This window comes from Algoriphagus halophilus (genome assembly GCF_900129785.1).
Classification (GTDB): Bacteria; Bacteroidota; Bacteroidia; order Cytophagales; family Cyclobacteriaceae; genus Algoriphagus; species Algoriphagus halophilus.
Genome location: NZ_FSRC01000001.1, coordinates 798,779 through 815,585, shown reverse-complemented (window position 1 = coordinate 815,585; position 16,807 = coordinate 798,779). Strand labels below are relative to the sequence as shown.

The window sequence follows — 16,807 nt, the reverse complement described above, 5'->3', positions numbered from 1 at the left end:
GCTGAGAAGTTCGGTTTTAATTTTTTAAAGCCAGACTAACTAGTGATTATTTTCCAACGACTTTGATCAACATTCCTTTGTTCAATTGATCTGTCAAATGCATCCCATTTAGGAGTGAAAGTTCTTCATATCTCTCAGATGGCATTCCATAATACTTAAACGCAGCTTCCAATGACATGGAATATGGAATTGTTTTGATTTTTAGTATATCTGGTTTTCGATTCAGTTTTTCCGATTCTCGTAATTCTTGAAAATCACGTATCGTCTTATTAAAAACTGACTGGTATGAATCAAACTTTGCTAGCTCCGTAACCCCCATTAAACTATAAATATTTCCTTCAAATTGAATAAGAGAAGAAAGGACACGTATAGTACTCGCTTGCTCCTGCAAATAATCAGCAACCATTAGTATTGCCGGCATGCTGTTGATGGTCTCTTTCCTAGATTCTACTAGCGTCAGTCCATAATTCTCCAAAACTGCATTTGCAGCTTCCTCCAGGTTAGCTCCTGAGGCCAAAGTCAGAATCATCACTGCATCACCAGCCTTTGGTGCCATTTGAAACTGTTGTGGTGAGTTTTGGTGACTCCAATCTTTAGGAAGTGGAAATTGGATTTTTAGAACTGGATGATAAAAAGTACTATTCTCCACAAATCCCTGCTTCGGGTCTTCTCCCACTATAAGACCATCAATTTTTCGCAGGTAACTATCTCGGTTTATTTCAAATTCAGTCATTTTAGATTTTTGCTGCCACTCTAGTGCAAGTCTTTCAACAGTAGCATTTCGTTCTTCTGGTGAAGGGTGAGTAGAAAGAAAAGGGGGGATTTCATTCGCTCCAGAATTATCCTGTTGTCTTTCCAGTGTTTCGAAAAATCCGGCCATTTCAGTCGCATCATACCCGATTTGGGAAGAATAATCCACACCTAGCTCATCGGATTGACGCTCCGCGTCTCTTCCGAATTTCAGCAAAGCCAACTGCATTCCCTGAGACAAAGGCTCTACGAATTCACTGAGCTGAGGGACTAAAATGATCCCCGTTATTAAACCTAGCTGACCAAGAATCTGATTCCGCTGCTGTATCACTGAATGCCTAGCGGTAACGTGCCCAATCTCATGACCTAACACCCCCGCAAACTCGGCTTCATTATTAAAATGCGCCATAATTCCTCGGGTAAAATAGACATACCCACCAGGCACCGCAAAGGCATTAATTACTGGTGAGTCCACTATTTTGAACTCATAGGCTAATTTTGGACGATGTGAAATTGCCGCCATTTCATTACCCTTAGTAGTGATAAATTCTTGGAGTTCTGGATCTTCATAAAGGCCAAAAAAGGCAACAATTTCAGGATCTGACTGCTTTCCCATCTCGATTTCCTGAGCTTCAGACATCAATACAATTTGCTTTTTTCCTGTGACAGGATTGATGGCACAGGAACTTAAACCCAAGAGTATAAATGCTGAAAAGAGGCTTAGGTAATTCTTGTAAGTTCTCATTGGATGATAAGTTTGGCGGGTATTTATTAATGATTCATTGAAAATTTCATTCCAATTAATTTTGGGGAGAAAATTTCCTTTTGGCTGCGGTCAAATGTGATTCGTTAAATCAAAGAGACGTGGTTTTCCATAACAGCCAATTGGGTTTCTTTCTCCATGCGGACAAATAAACGACCAACCAATTTTTATTAATTCCCTGGTATCTTATCCAATCGAATTACGTTCATTGAGTATCATCATAAAATTCAATTGAAATCCTCTAATGCAAATCTCAAAAAGCTTTAATCCATCACACTTATTCACTGTTCTTTTATTTTTTGTTTTCTCTCTTGGCACAAGTTCGTTAACGGCCCAAAGTATCTTCAAGCCCACAAATGAACAACTCAATGCCGGATTAAAGGAAGCTTTGACTTTTGCCACGGACATTAGTGCTGACAGACTTCACTTAGAAAATGGCTATTTGAATAACCTTGATGTAAAAATCCTCTTCCCCCCAGAGGCAAAAAACATCGAAAACACCCTTCGGTCTTTGGGATTAGGTTCCATGGTGGATCAGGTAATAGTAAGTGTAAACAGGGCCGCTGAAGATGCTGCAATTCAAGCGAAACCTATTTTTGAATCGGCTATCAAAGAGATGAGCATTCAAGATGTGAAATCGATACTGACCGGAGAGGAAGATGCAGCCACGCAATATTTCGCTAATTCTACCAGTGACAGCTTGGCTGTAAAATTTGAGCCTATTATCGATCAAAGCCTCAAAAAGGTGGATGCAACCAAATATTGGGAAGATGTAACAATCCGATATAATAAAATACCTTTTGTCAAAAAAGTGAATACGGATTTGACTGGATATGTCACCAAAAAAGCAATTGATGGACTTTTTATAGAAATCGCCAAAGAAGAATTAAAGATCCGTGAAAATGTCAATTCCAGAAGTACCTTATTGTTACAAAAAGTTTTTGGATATGCAGATAGTCAAACCCAAGGAAATTAAAGCAGCTGGTTAAAAAGGTTTCCTTAAATAATGAGAAGTACCAATGCACAAAAAAACCGGGCCTCACAGCCCGGTTTTACTTTTTATCAGTTGATCAAAGTAACTGTACGGTCAAAAGATCTCCATCCTTTTGGACCCTAGCCACTTCTTTTTTGCTTAATCCTTTCATCGCTACATCCCATTTTTTATTACTCAGACCTGTTTGCTCTTTTAGCTTACCCAAGTCAATCGGATGTTCTTTTTTCAGCAAATCCAAAACTAGCTTTTCTTCCTCTGTCAACTCTACCGCTTTCTTCTCAGGTCTCATCTGAGGGAAGAACAATACTTCCTGGATGGTGGTATTGTTGGTCAAAAGCATGGTCAATCGATCGATTCCGATTCCTAATCCTGAAGTAGGAGGCATTCCGTATTCCAATGCACGAAGGAAGTCCAAATCCATCGCCATGGCCTCATCATCTCCTCGTTCTGCCAATTTCAATTGATCCTCGAATCTTTCTCTTTGATCGATTGGATCGTTCAATTCAGTATAAGCGTTGGCTATTTCCTTACCATTTACGAATAACTCAAAACGCTCCACCAAGCCTGGTTCCGTTCTATGCTTCTTCGCCAATGGCGTCATTTCGATTGGGTAATCCGTGATATAAGTAGGCTGGATCAAGTTGGCTTCCACTTTCTCTCCAAAGATTTCATCCACCAATTTACCTTTACCCATGGTGTCATCAACTGCAATTCCCATTTCCGCACATACCTTTCTTAAACCTTGCTCATCCATTTGGCTGACGTCGATTCCAGCATATTCCTTGATGGAATCATACATGGACAGCCTTCTATAAGGTCCGGCAAAATCAATTTCATTCTCCCCTACCTTGATTTTGGTCTTTCCATGAATGGACTCAGTCACCTGCTCGATCAACTCCTCTACCATTTCCATCATCCAGATGTAATCTTTATAGGCTACATAAATCTCCATGGAGGTAAATTCTGGATTATGCGTACGGTCCATTCCTTCGTTTCGGAACATTTTACCAAACTCATATACTCCATCAAATCCACCTACGATCAATCTTTTCAGATACAACTCATTTGCAATCCGCAAAAACAAAGGCATATCCAAGGTATTGTGATGCGTTTGAAATGGCCTGGCTGCAGCACCTCCATGGACAGCCTGTAGAATAGGCGTTTCCACTTCTAACCAACCATGGTCGTCAAAATAGCGACGCATCTGGGTGATGATTTTGGAACGCGTGATGAAGGTTTTTTTCACCTCTGGATTTACCGTCAAATCCACATATCGTTGCCTATATCTTAATTCCGGATCGGTAAATCCATCATGGACATTTCCTTCCTCATCTCTTTTTACTACAGGAAGTGGTTTTACTGATTTAGAAAGGACTTTCAGTTCTGTCACATGAAGAGAAATCTCACCGGTTTGGGTGGTAAAAATATATCCCTTCACTCCAATGAAGTCTCCAATACCCAACAACTTTTTGAATACTGAATTATAAAGAGTCTTATCATCACCTGGGCAGATGTCATCACGACGCACATAAATCTGAAGTCTTCCGGTGGAATCCTGAATTTCACCAAAAGATGCAGACCCCATGATTCTTCTACTCATCAGACGACCTGCTATCGAAATGCTTTTGTAATCGTTTTTACGATTTTCATAATTTCGATGGATGTCGGCTGCGGTCACATTGATTGGAAAAGCTTCCGCTGGGTAAGGATTGATTCCCAATTTCATCAATTCTTCCCGGTCCTTTCTTCTCTCTATTTCCTGTTCGCTCAAAAGTTGCATTTTTTATCTATCCTCTTTTATGATTCACTATTAATTTCAATTCCAATAGCCTGTTAAGCCACTGCTTTCCTACGCTTCATTTCCCGTTTGATCAATTCAAATTCACGGCTGCTTTGTCCTGCAATGCTGGAGTTTTCTGCGGCACGCCTAGTCAAATAAGGCATTACCTTCTCTACAGGGCCATAAGGCACATATTTCACCACTCGATAACCGGCATTGGCCAGGTTGAAGGAAATATTATCACTCATTCCATAAAGCTGCGCAAAGAATACCTGATCAGATTTCGGATCAATATTGTATTTATCCATCAAAGCTGTCGCAAGGAGGTTACTATTCTCATTATGCGACCCGCACATCAGGAATACCCGCTCATGATGTGATATACAAAACTCCACTGCTGCATTGTAATCATGATCCGTTGCTTGCTTATTGGGTTGAATAGGACTTGGATACTTCAGGCGTTCCGCCCTTTCTCCTTCTTTCTCCATGTAGGCCCCTCTCACCAATTTTGCGCCTAACAAATACCCTTTTTGTGCTGCAGTTTCTTTGGCCTTTTTCAACCTTCCGAGCATGTCATGGCGGTACATCTGATAGGTGTTGTATACTACACAACGCTCCTTGTTATACTTTTCCATGGCATCATAGGTCAGCTCATCTACTGTATCCTGAAACCAAGACTCTTCCGCATCAATCAATATCTTCAACCCTAGATCATGTGCCGTTTTACAAAGCATATCCACTCTTGCTTTGGTCCTGTCATATGCCTCTTGCTCTTCAACTGTCAAGGGTTCGCCTGCCTGGATTTTGATCATGGGATGGTAATCTCCCAAACCGGTAACTTTAATCACCCCAAAAGGCATATAATCTGTTTTGGCAGAAGCAACCATGGTTTGGCGAATTTCTTCTGTCGTCTTTTCGAAGCTTTCCTCATCCCCTTTTCCTTCCACTGAATAATCCAAAATGGCCTCAATACCATAGTTTGCCAAGGACTCACAGGCCTTGATGCTTTCCTGAATGGTCTCTCCACCACAGAAATGTCCAAACATGGTTTGTTTCATGATCCATTTGATCGGTAACTTTAATTTCAACGCAAAATGGGTCAAGGCAATACCTATATCGGAAAGCGTTTTATTATTCAATAAAGAAAACACCAAGTGCGTTCTTTTTAGCTCTGCATCCGTTTTAGAAGCAAAGGCTATTTCCAGATTTTCGAAAGAAATAGTCGGTTTTGTAGGCATATTTCTAAATAAAGGTGCAAAGATATTAAAAAAACTACTTCAACTCGGCTTTTTTGGTCAATAACAATCCTATAAACCAAGGAAAATTAGAAGGGTTCAGAATTTAATTTTGATTCTTGAATTGCAAGCAAATTTGATCCGCAGCAAAACCGGATTCCAGCATGAGATCATTTTCACCAAAAAAATATCAAAGAATTTTAAAAACAATAATCAATTGAAATCAGAATAATCTTCTGCTCCATACTATTAGGAAGTGGAAAAATAGGATTTTCAAGAAGTTTCTTCTATTTAATATCGACTTAACAGAAATAGCTTTAAAAATTAATTTTGATTTTAAAACCTACTGCCTTACATTTGGGCCATGTTAATAACAGCAGCGATCTATTTTACCTTCTTTTACTTTTACTTTCGAAGCCAAAATCGAATCGGTGCCGCCTATTGTCTAGCCAAAAACTAAAAGAACATAAACTAACAAAGAGCCCGATTCGAAAGAGTCGGGTTTTTTCATTTAATGCTTAGCCGTATGAAAACGCACAAACAAATCAAAGACTGGGGCCTGGGACTAACAGGACCAATGATCATCGCCGGCCCTTGTAGCGCCGAGTCACCTGAACAAATCGAAAAGATTTGTCTGGAGATGAAGGAAGAAAATGTGATTCCTTCTATGTTCAGAGCTGGTATCTGGAAGCCAAGAACAAGACCAGGAAGCTTCGAAGGGATCGGAGAAGAAGGGTTGAAGTGGATGGAAATCGTTCGTCATCACCTGAATATTCCTATTACGGTAGAAGTAGGGAATGCTGCCCATGCCGAAATTGCACTAAGAAACAATGTAGACGTGGTATGGGTAGGTGCCAGAACCACTGTCAACCCATTTGCAGTACAGGAAATTGCAGATGCATTGAAAGGATCTGATATCCCTGTAATGGTAAAAAACCCAATGAACCCTGACTTAGACCTATGGATGGGTGCCTTGGAAAGATTCCATGCGGTAGGTTTGACGAAACTGGCTGCGATCCACAGAGGTTTCTCTGATGCTTACGATAAGAGATTCCGTAACAAGCCCAATTGGTCTATGCCAATCCATTTAAAGCGTGTTTGGACTGGAATGGAAGTAATCAACGACCCTTCTCACATTGTAGGTAAAAGAGATGGAATTCTAGAGATCTCCCAACGTGCCATCAACTTTGGATTGGATGGTTTGATGATTGAAACGCATCACGATCCTGATAATGCCTGGTCTGATGCCAAGCAACAAGTCACTCCAAAGAGACTAAAGGAAATTTTGAACGCCATCGATTTCAAAAAGCCGTTGGTATCAGAACAACCAAGCGAAAAACTAAACGACTTGAGAAGAGCAGTTGACCACCTTGATGATCAACTTTTGGATATTCTTCAAGAGAGATTTGCAGTAATCGATCAAATTGGCGCACACAAGAGAGAGCACCATTTAACTGTATTTCAAGCAGATAGATGGAAAGATGTAATGGAAAGCAGAACTCAAAAGGGAGTACAGCGTCAGCTAAGCGAAAAGTTTATGAAGGAGTTACTTTATTCTATTCATGAAGAATCAGTAAAGCGTCAAGAAAAACAACTTCGTGAATCTGAAGCTGTTAAGAAGTAAAAATAAAGGCTAAGCATTATCAGGTTTTGGGAGGAGTCTTCCTTCCAAAACCTTTTGCCTACCTACTAAAATACCCAATTAAATTCCGGTGGACCCAGTCATTTTCTCATCCTCTATTGCCTCAGATTTGGAAAAGGTGCTCCAAAGCATCTCTTTTTCACAACTTTTCGTCCTAACAGACCAGAACACTGAGCAGCATTGTTTACCCAAACTCCAATCCATTTTTCCTCCAAAATCCATCTTCAAGACGGTAGCTGCTGGAGAAAAGAATAAAAATTTAAGTACCTGTTCAGAGATTTGGTCAGCAATGACTGAAGCTGCATTGGATAGAAAAGCATTATTTATCAACATCGGCGGTGGGGTAATCGGAGACATGGGAGGGTTTTGCGCAAGTATTTACAAGCGTGGAATCCGTTTTATAAATATTCCAACTACGCTCCTATCTCAGGTTGATGCCAGTGTAGGAGGAAAATTGGGAGTAGACTTTGAAGGCCTAAAAAACCATTTAGGAACCTTCAATGAACCTGAAACAGTCATGATTTCCCCTGAGTTTCTGGAGACATTACCAGAGGAAGAACTTCGTTCGGGATATGCCGAAATCATAAAGCATGGACTGATTCAGGACAAGGCCTATTTTGAGCAGCTTAACGTAAATGATTGGAAAAACCAAGATTGGAAAGAGTTGATCCAACATTCCGTAGGCATCAAAAAACAAGTGGTTTTGGCAGACCCAAAAGAAGCTGGCCTCCGAAAAATATTGAATTATGGCCATACCATAGGTCATGCTTTTGAATCTCATTTTTTAGATACTGAGAAGCACTTGTTACATGGAGAAGCCATCGCAATCGGGATGATTTGTGAAGGTTATCTTTCTTTGAAAAAATTAAACCTGAGCCCAGAAGAGCTAGATACTATTAACCACACTTTCCTACGTATTTATGGAAAGTTCTCTTTTGAGGATTCAGATTTGACACCGATCCTGAACCTTTGCCTTCAAGACAAAAAAAATGAAGGGTCTGTGCTGATGTTCTCCTTATTGGAAAAAATAGGAACATGCACCTTCAACATCCCGGTAACCAGGGATGAAATCGAAGAGGCAATCCTTTACTATAAAAACTTAGAACTCTCTTAAATCCTATTTCCGTGAGTACCGATATAAAAACTGTTTTGCAGTTAAACCAAAAAAGTGAATTTTCTTCCACGACGATTCCTCTTCCCTCTTCCAAAAGTGAATCCAATCGAGTATTGGTCATCGACGCGTTGACTGAAGGAACCAATAAAATCACTAACCTAGCGGAGGCCAGAGACACGCAAACTATGATCCGCTTACTTCGCAAAAACCCTCCGGTGTATGATGTATTGGATGCGGGTACCACCATGCGATTTTTAACAGCCTATGCTACCGTGACGAACCAAAACAAAGTCATGACGGGCACTCCCAGAATGTGCGAAAGACCGATTGGGATTTTGGTGGATGCATTAAGAAGTATTGGTGCTGAAATTCACTATTTAGGAGTAGAAGGTTATCCACCTTTGGCAATTCATGGGCTATCTGCTCAAACTGCCGACAAGGTAAAAATCAGGGGAGATGTATCCTCACAATATATTTCGGCGATGTTGATGATCGCTCCGATTCTACCGCAAGGGCTTGAGATTGAACTGGAAGGCAAAGTAGGGTCTAGAACTTACATAGAAATGACCTTGGAATTAATGGCTCAGTTTGGCATTAACTACCAATGGAAAGACAATAAAATATCTGTTGCACATCAGTCTTACCAAGCTACTGCATTTGCCGTGGAAAGCGATTGGTCAGGAGCCAGCTATTGGTTCAGTTTGCTTGCCTGCGCAGATTCAGGGGCTTTATTCTTGGAAGGATTAAAAGAAAACAGTCTTCAGGGAGATTCCAAAATCGTGGAAATCATGGATCATCTTGGGATCAAAAGCACTTTTAAAGAGGGAGGGGTTTTATTACAAAAACAGCCCGTAAAAGGATTAGAAAAATGGGATTTCACTCATTGCCCGGATCTCGCTCAAACAGTGGCAGTGACCTGCGCGATTCTTGGTCAAAATGCGGTCTTTACAGGACTGGAAAGTCTGAAAATCAAGGAAACAGATAGAATCTACGCACTTCAACAAGAATTGGCTAAATTCAATGCAGACCTAAAGGAAATCGAACCAGAAGTTTACCAGGTGATCCCTTCCGTTACGATGCCTTCCCTAGTTGAAATACACACCTACGATGACCATCGAATGGGAATGGCATTTATGCCGTTATTGACCAAAACCAACGTTTTGATTGAAGATCCTGCAGTGGTAAACAAGTCTTATCCAAGCTTTTGGAAGCATTGTGAGATTTTGGGAATAGAAATGGAAACCATATCCTAAGCCATGAAAATCTTAAATATCGCCATTCAAGGTGTCCCAGGTTCTTTTCACCATCAGGTGGCATTAACCAAATTCGGGGAGGAGACAGAAATTCTTTCTTTTAACACATTTGAGCCTGTTGCAAAATCAGTGGCCAATGGGGACGCTGACTTTGCAGTCATGGCTATTGAGAATTCTATTGCCGGGGCAATTTTTCCTAACTATGAATTGCTGGATCGATACGAACTAACGATCAGGGATGAATATTACTTACCCATTGCCCATCAGCTTATGGCCCTACCCGGTCAAACACTGAGAGATATCAAAGAGGTGCGTTCCCACCCAATGGCTTTGCTTCAATGCAAAGCTTTTTTTGCCGAACATCCGGATATTGAACTGAAAGAGGATATTGACACTGCCGCAGTTGCCAAGCAGATTTCTTCCGAAAATTGGGAAGGTATTGGAGCCATTGCCTCTACGATTGCAGCAGATATTTACGGCCTTGAAATCTTGGCTAAAGACATCCAAACAGTAAAATCCAATTTCACCAGATTTTTCATTTTGCAAAAGCAAAAAGAAAGTCTGGATTATGTTCCAAACAAAGCGTCCATCAAAGTGACTTTGAAAAATGAAAAAGGGGTGTTGGCAAAGCTCCTGACGCTCATGAGCGAAAATAACTTGGATTTGAGTAAAATCCAGTCCGTTCCGGTGATCCATAAACCTTGGGAATATTCCTTCTTTATCGATACGGTATTTGAAAACCATGAGGTATTCAAATCCACCATGGAGGACATTCAGAATAATTTTGGAGAAGTAAAAATCTTTGGTGAATACATAAGCAGAAAATAATGAAAGGATTTTCCGAGAAAATCGAAACTGTACAGGAATACTATTTTTCTGCCAAATTAAGGGAAGTGAATCAGATGATTGCCGATGGAAAACCAATCATCAACTTAGGGATAGGGAGTCCAGATCTTGCCCCTGATAAAAAAGTAATTGAGGCATTAAAAAATACAGCAGACAATCCTCAAGCCCATGGATACCAAAGCTATCAAGGGATTCCAGAGCTAAGAATAGCATTTGCTGATTTTTATGCCAGAGCGTATGGGGTCAACCTGCAACCTGACAAAGAAATCCTTCCTTTGATGGGTTCGAAAGAAGGAATCATGCACATCAGCATGACTTTCTTAAACCCTGGAGATGAGGTCTTGATTCCCAATCCTGGGTATCCCACCTATACCTCAGTGACCAATTTATTACAGGCAAAGCCAGTATTTTATTCGTTGGACCTGAATCAAAAAGGAAGGCCGGATTTTGAATCCATAGAGCGTAGAGACCTTAGTAAGGTGAAACTGATGTGGATCAACTATCCGCATATGCCTACTGGAGCCCAAGGATCTACTGAAATTCTTGAGGAATTGGTAGCCTTTGCCAAAAGGCATCAAATCGTATTACTACATGATAATCCTTACAGCCACATCCTGACTGAAAAGCCACAAAGCATTTTAAGCATCAACGGGGCGGAAGAAGTGGCTTTGGAATTAAATTCTTTGAGTAAAACATTCAATATGCCGGGTTGGAGAGTTGGGATGCTTGCAGGAAGAGCAGATTGGCTTCAAAAGATATTGAAAGTAAAAAGCAATATGGACTCCGGGATGTTTCTAGGTCTTCAAAAAGGAGCGATCGCTGCCTTGGGATTAGGAAAATCTTGGTTTGAAGATTTGGACGAATTGTACCAAAACAGGAGAAAGCTTGTATGGAAACTTGCGGATAAGTTAAACCTTACTTATGCTCAAGATGCGGCAGGTTTATTTGTTTGGTGTAAAGTTCCCGAGGGAAAAACCGCTGAAGAAATCGTGGATTCTCTGCTATATGAAAAATACATCTTCGTTACTCCAGGTAAGATCTTTGGAACAGAGGGCGAAAATTACATCCGGTTTTCTCTGTGTATGCCTGAATTTAAAATTTTGGAAGCCATCAAACGCATTTAACCATAAACCATGAAATCGAGTAAGTCCTTCCTCTTCAATCTTAGAGATAGCTTTATTACTTGCGAGATTCCATCTGACCTATAAAACATTACTAAACAGATGAAAAAAATACACATCATTGGACTGGGACTTCTAGGAGGTTCTTTTGCATTGGGAGCAAAAAAGAAACTAGCTGATTTGACGATTACTGGATATGATGCCAACCCACAACATCAAAAGGACGCCTTGACACTTGAGATTATTTCTGAAGCAAAGGAAACCCCAGATGCAGATACAGATTTGGTGATATTGGCAACCCCTGCCGATACACTAGGAGATTTATTGCTGGCCACTTTGGACCAAGTGGGTCCAAATACCTTGATCTTTGACGTTGGCTCCACTAAATCCAAACTAACAAACTTGGTAGCTGAACATCCTAAAAGAGCTCAATATCTTGCGGCACACCCCATTGCAGGAACAGAATATTCTGGTCCAAAAGCAGCTTTTGATGACTTGTTGGACAGGAAAGTGATGATCATTTGTGAACTGGAAAAGACAGATTTACACCTGAAAGAAAAGGCGTATGAATTGTTTGAGGCATTAAATCTAAAGCTTCGTTTCATGGATCCAGAGGAACATGACCGCCATTTGGCCTTCGTATCCCACCTGTCTCATATTTCCTCCTTCATGCTTGGAGAAACGGTCCTACAAAAAATGGCCGATGAGAAAAACATCTTCGATATGGCAGGATCAGGGTTTGCCTCCACGGTTCGATTGGCAAAATCAAGCCCCGCCATGTGGGCTCCCATTTTCACGGAAAATCAAGAGAATATTTTGAGTGCTTTGGATAGTTATATCGCAAATCTTTCCTCATTCCGTGAAAAAATAGCTCAGAAAGATAAAGAGGGGCTGTTTAATGAGATGGATGAAATCAATAAAATCAGAGATATTCTAGACCTAGAAAAATAGGCTCTAAAGAACCACATGGAAAACCACGATTCATTCGTGGTTTTTTTATTGATATACTGTATGGATAAATCAGTAAATTCAATGATCTAAACTCAAAAGACCTATGAAACAGCTATTTCTCTTTACACTTTATTTAATTTGTTCCGTATCGTTTGCCCAAGACTCTTCCTGGGAAATTCTGGAAACTACCAATGAGGCCTCCCCAAGACACGAGAATTCGTTCGTCGAATGTGATGGTAAGTTCTATGCACTGGGAGGTAGAACAGATCGACCAGTGGAAGAATTTGACCCCAAAACGAAAACTTGGAAACAATTGGCGGATGTACCAATGAACTTCCACCATTTTCAGGCAATTTCCTTTGACCATGAAATATATGTAATCGGTGCCTTTACAGGAGGTTATCCCCATGAAACCCCCATCCCAAATTTTCTGATTTTCAACCCCAAGAAAAATGAATGGCGTGAAGGTCCAGAAATTCCAAAAGATAGACTAAGAGGCTCTGTGGGTGTATTTACAAGAAATGGAAAGATCTATTTGGCAAGCGGGATCATCGATGGACATTGGGACGGCCATGTCACCTGGTTTGATGAATATGATCCTAAAACAGGAAAATGGACCATTCTTCCTGATGCCCCGAGAGCTAGAGATCATTTCAGTGCCACTTTAGTCGGTGACAGAGCTTATTTGGTAGGAGGAAGAAGATCTTCTGCAGTCATTGGGAAAGTACTGGACCTCACAGTGCCTGAAGTGGACTATTTTGATTTCAACACAAACACCTGGCATACCATAGATTCCACTCTTCCTACAGAACGAGCCGGAACATCCAATGTAGCGAATGGCCCCTACCTCGTCGTCATGAATGGAGAGAGTATTGCCCAAGAAGCTGCTCATGCAGAAGTGGAAATGCTGGACACCAGAGATGGTACTTGGACTAGCTTACCAGAACTTAATCAAGGAAGGCACGGCACCGGCGTGGTTTACTATAAAGGAAAGATTTATGTAGCCGCAGGTTCTGCCAATCGAGGAGGTGGGCCCGAGTTGAATAACATTGAAGTTTTGGAATGGAAATAAGTAGCCATCCACTGTCTTAAATTTCCTAAAACGGAAGCTAATTCTTAGGTAAACCTCTTGCGATCTGCCTTTCTGGCCTATCATTTGAACTACTACACCTAAATCAACATACTAAACCATGAAAAATTTATTTGCCCTATTATTCGGTTTACTTTTAACAATTCCGGTTTTAGCCCAAGAAAACATGAACATCCCTCTTATCGAGGTAGAGGGTTTTTCTGAACGGAAATTAGCACCTGATGAAGCCGTGTTTTCTATCCATTTGGAAGAAAAGTCCATGAAGGTGACAGATGCAACCGAAGTATTGAATACTAAAACAAAAAACTTGGCAAAAGCCTTAGAAAAGGCCAAGATCAAAGATTATAAATTGGTAGCAGACAACTTTTCCGTAACTATTAATCGCATTTATAGAAGTGGATATGCAAGAGATAGTGGGTATGTGGCTTCACAAAATCTGATGATTACTACCAGCAGCAAGAACGCAGATCTTCAGAAAATTGTAGAAGCGATCCAAGATTCAGGAGATATGAGTTTCAATCTGAATTTCCAAGTATCTGAGGCAACTCAAAAATCCTTGGAAAATGAACTTCTTACGGAATCCTTAAAGAACGCTGAAAGCAGAGCCAGACTGGTCGCGGAAACGTTGGGAATCAAAAACATCAGGGTTCATCGAGTATCCATTAGCAGCGCTCCAAAGCCAGTTTATAAGATGCAGGCGATGAGAGCAAGTGCCGATGCTGGAAACGAGGCATTATTGGCTCCGGATTCCCAATCACTACAGAAAACTGTCATGGTATATTATACCTACTGATTCAACACACCTAATCATTGAAGTAAGAGACACTAACCAGTGTCTCTTTTTTTATATGTAATCTTCTTTTTTATCCATGCTTTAATGGATTCTTTCTAGTTTTAATGGCCTGTTGGAATTGAAAGCTTCAGGCTGGAATCAAGTCAAAAAAACACTGCCTAAATTAATTCCATGGAAGAGTTAAAATCCCTCCTTCAACATGAATTTGGTTTTGATAACCCAAAAATTGAAAAGCTAAATGGTTATTTTAATATCAACTATTTGGTTTCTGACCCCCATACTTCCTTTATCCTGAAAACTTATCAATTTGATCAGGAGCTGTTCGATACCCTGGAAGCAGAGAATCAAGTCCTCTGCCACCTTCAGACCTTATCCAAAGACAACTATCCTAGACCAATTTCTTTTGCAAATGGAGAATTTCTCCAAGTGTTTAATTTAGATGGAGAAAAAACCATTGGGAGGCTCCTCTCCTTTTTAGATGGTTCATTTTTAGGTGATACTCCAGCTTCTCCTTCCCTTTTTGCAAGCATGGGAAGGTTTATGGGCGAATTAGACCGAAATCTTGAAGGCTTTTCAAATTATGTTTTAAAGGCAAGAGAATTGGATTGGGACATCCAACATCTCATGCTTAACAAAAAGCTGATTACTGATATCCCTCATCCCTCAGATCAAAATTTGGTTAGACACTTTTTTCTTCAGTTTGAAGAAAACGTGACACCGGTTTTACCTGAATTGAGAAGGCAAATCATACATGGAGATGCCAATGAATGGAATGTGTTAACGGAAAACGGATCTGTTTCGGGAATCATTGATTTTGGAGATGTAAGCTATTCCCCTTTGATTAACGAAGTAGCCATAGCGCTTTGCTACCTGATCTATGATCAAGAAAATCCATTGGAATGGACACAGGATTTCCTTAAAGCCTATCATCAAACAAATCCCCTCCAGGAAAAAGAGATTGAGATTCTCTATTATCTGATCGCAGCAAGACTTTGCATCAGTGTTTGCCAATCTGCACACGCAAGCAAAACTGATCCCGACAATAGCTATGCTTCAGTGAGTGAAAAGTCAGCTTGGAGACTGCTCAAAAAGTGGGTTGGGATCAGCCCATTAGAAGCAAGTAATTTCTTTAAAAAGGCTTTAGGACTTCCCATACCTGAGAAACCGAATGTAAAGGAAGCGCTACATAGAAGACATCAATCCATCAGTCCAATCCTTTCTGTAAGTTATAAAAACCCTCTTCCTGTGATTGGCGCTGCATTTCAATACATGTATGATGCTGCTGGAAACACCATCCTCGATGCCTATAATAACATTCCCCATGTGGGTCACTCCCACCCAAAAGTAGTAGAGGCAGGCCAGCGACAAATGGCAAAACTGAATACCAATACAAGGTACCTATACGACCTTCTTCCCCAGTATGCAGAACAATTGCTGGCTAAATTCCCCCCGTCCCTTAGCAAAGTCTATTTTGTCAATTCAGGAAGCGCTGCAAGTGATTTGGCTATGCGTTTGGCCTTTGCGCATACCAAAAGCAAAAACATCATGGTCATGGAACATGGATATCATGGAAACACACAGATTTCCATAGATATCAGTGACTATAAATTCTCCAATAAAAAAGGGTTTGGGCAAAAGTCCAACATTATAAAAGCCCCCATTCCAGACACCTATCTAGGAAAATACCAAGCCAATGATGGGAGCGCTGGTAAACAATATGCTCAGGAAGCCATTTCTTTAATGGAAGAATTTCCTGAAGGAATTGGAGCATTTATCACAGAACCAATTGTCGGATGCGGGGGACAAGTCCCCTTGGCCAAAGGCTATTTAAAAGAGCTATATCCAGCGATCCGTAAACAGGGAGGAATCTGTATTAGTGACGAAGTTCAAACAGGCTTCGGGAGAATGGGAGATCATTTTTGGGGATATGAAGCTCAGGAGGTAGTTCCAGATATGGTGATTTTGGGGAAACCGATGGGGAATGGTCATCCTATGGGTGCGGTTGTGACAACTGAGGAAATTGCAGCTTCTTTTAGCAAGGGAGTTGAGTTTTTTAGTTCCTTCGGTGGAAATCCTGTTTCCTGTGCCATTGGACTCTCTGTCTTAGAGGTAATTGAAGAAGAAAAGCTTCAAGAAAACGCAAGAATGGTAGGTAACTACTATACTGAACTTTTTAAATCCTTACAAGCAAGTCATGAATGCATAGGAGATGTTAGAGGGTCTGGGCTTTTCTTAGGAGTAGAGATCGTTCAACCAGGAACCAAAAATCCAGCTACCCAATTGGCAGCATGGATCAAAAACGAGCTGAGAGAAAGAAATATCCTAATCAGCACCGATGGACCTCATGATAATGTAATAAAAACAAAACCTCCTTTGTGCTTTTCCAAATCCAATGCAAAGGAAGTAGTGGATACGATTGAAGATATTTTGAAAGCAACCTATTAAAATTCAACTTGGAATGTAATAACATAGCAT

13 protein-coding genes are annotated in these 16,807 nt (G+C 40.6%); 10 read left to right on the top strand and 3 right to left on the bottom strand.

What is annotated here, in order from left to right:
* Positions 1 to 46 precede the first annotated feature (46 nt).
* Entirely contained in the window at positions 47 to 1,495 is a 1,449-nt protein-coding gene (locus BUR11_RS03415) for a M48 family metalloprotease (protein ID WP_074223411.1), read from the bottom strand.
* Positions 1,496 to 1,757: 262 nt separating this feature from the next.
* Between BUR11_RS03415 and BUR11_RS03410 the strand changes: the two genes are divergently transcribed.
* Entirely contained in the window at positions 1,758 to 2,489 is a 732-nt protein-coding gene (locus BUR11_RS03410; protein WP_084560853.1) for a DUF4197 domain-containing protein, read from the top strand.
* A 94-nt stretch (positions 2,490 to 2,583) separates the two neighbouring features.
* Here the strand turns inward: BUR11_RS03410 and lysS are convergent, their stop codons facing one another.
* Both lysS and BUR11_RS03400 read right to left on the bottom strand, forming a co-directional pair.
* On the bottom strand, positions 2,584 to 4,287 hold the full coding sequence (lysS, locus tag BUR11_RS03405; RefSeq protein ID WP_074223410.1) for a lysine--tRNA ligase: 1,704 nt from the start codon (positions 4,285 to 4,287) through the stop codon (positions 2,584 to 2,586).
* Positions 4,288 to 4,340: 53 nt separating this feature from the next.
* The gene (locus tag BUR11_RS03400) at positions 4,341 to 5,525 is read right to left on the bottom strand and encodes a proline dehydrogenase family protein (protein WP_074223409.1); all 1,185 of its coding nucleotides are present in this window, start codon (positions 5,523 to 5,525) and stop codon (positions 4,341 to 4,343) included.
* Positions 5,526 to 6,048: 523 nt separating this feature from the next.
* Between BUR11_RS03400 and BUR11_RS03395 the strand changes: the two genes are divergently transcribed.
* From BUR11_RS03395 to BUR11_RS03355, 9 genes are all read left to right on the top strand, one after another.
* The gene (locus BUR11_RS03395; RefSeq protein WP_074223408.1) at positions 6,049 to 7,146 is read left to right on the top strand and encodes a chorismate mutase; all 1,098 of its coding nucleotides are present in this window, start codon (positions 6,049 to 6,051) and stop codon (positions 7,144 to 7,146) included.
* A gap of 88 nt (positions 7,147 to 7,234) precedes the next feature.
* Positions 7,235 to 8,278 (top strand): 3-dehydroquinate synthase, encoded by a 1,044-nt coding sequence (aroB, locus tag BUR11_RS03390; RefSeq protein ID WP_074223407.1) that lies wholly within the window; start codon positions 7,235 to 7,237, stop codon positions 8,276 to 8,278.
* 11 nt (positions 8,279 to 8,289) lie between these two features.
* Positions 8,290 to 9,531 (top strand): 3-phosphoshikimate 1-carboxyvinyltransferase, encoded by a 1,242-nt coding sequence (locus BUR11_RS03385; protein ID WP_234982071.1) that lies wholly within the window; start codon positions 8,290 to 8,292, stop codon positions 9,529 to 9,531.
* A 3-nt stretch (positions 9,532 to 9,534) separates the two neighbouring features.
* Positions 9,535 to 10,359 (top strand): prephenate dehydratase, encoded by an 825-nt coding sequence (locus BUR11_RS03380; protein WP_074223406.1) that lies wholly within the window; start codon positions 9,535 to 9,537, stop codon positions 10,357 to 10,359.
* A complete protein-coding gene (locus tag BUR11_RS03375; protein ID WP_074223405.1) occupies positions 10,359 to 11,501 on the top strand; it encodes a pyridoxal phosphate-dependent aminotransferase in 1,143 nt (380 codons plus the stop codon). The genes BUR11_RS03380 and BUR11_RS03375 overlap by 1 nt, the downstream gene beginning before the upstream one ends.
* Positions 11,502 to 11,600: 99 nt before the next feature.
* Positions 11,601 to 12,449 carry a prephenate dehydrogenase gene (locus BUR11_RS03370; protein ID WP_074223404.1) on the top strand — a complete coding sequence of 283 codons (849 nt, stop codon included), beginning with the start codon at positions 11,601 to 11,603 and terminating at the stop codon, positions 12,447 to 12,449.
* Between the two features lie 103 nt (positions 12,450 to 12,552).
* The gene (locus BUR11_RS03365) at positions 12,553 to 13,521 is read left to right on the top strand and encodes a Kelch repeat-containing protein (protein WP_074223403.1); all 969 of its coding nucleotides are present in this window, start codon (positions 12,553 to 12,555) and stop codon (positions 13,519 to 13,521) included.
* Positions 13,522 to 13,639: 118 nt separating this feature from the next.
* Positions 13,640 to 14,332 (top strand): SIMPL domain-containing protein, encoded by a 693-nt coding sequence (locus BUR11_RS03360; RefSeq protein WP_074223402.1) that lies wholly within the window; start codon positions 13,640 to 13,642, stop codon positions 14,330 to 14,332.
* A 171-nt stretch (positions 14,333 to 14,503) separates the two neighbouring features.
* Complete coding sequence (locus BUR11_RS03355; RefSeq protein WP_074223401.1) at positions 14,504 to 16,777, top strand: aminotransferase class III-fold pyridoxal phosphate-dependent enzyme; 2,274 nt, start codon at positions 14,504 to 14,506, stop codon at positions 16,775 to 16,777.
* The last annotated feature ends 30 nt before the right edge of the window (positions 16,778 to 16,807 follow it).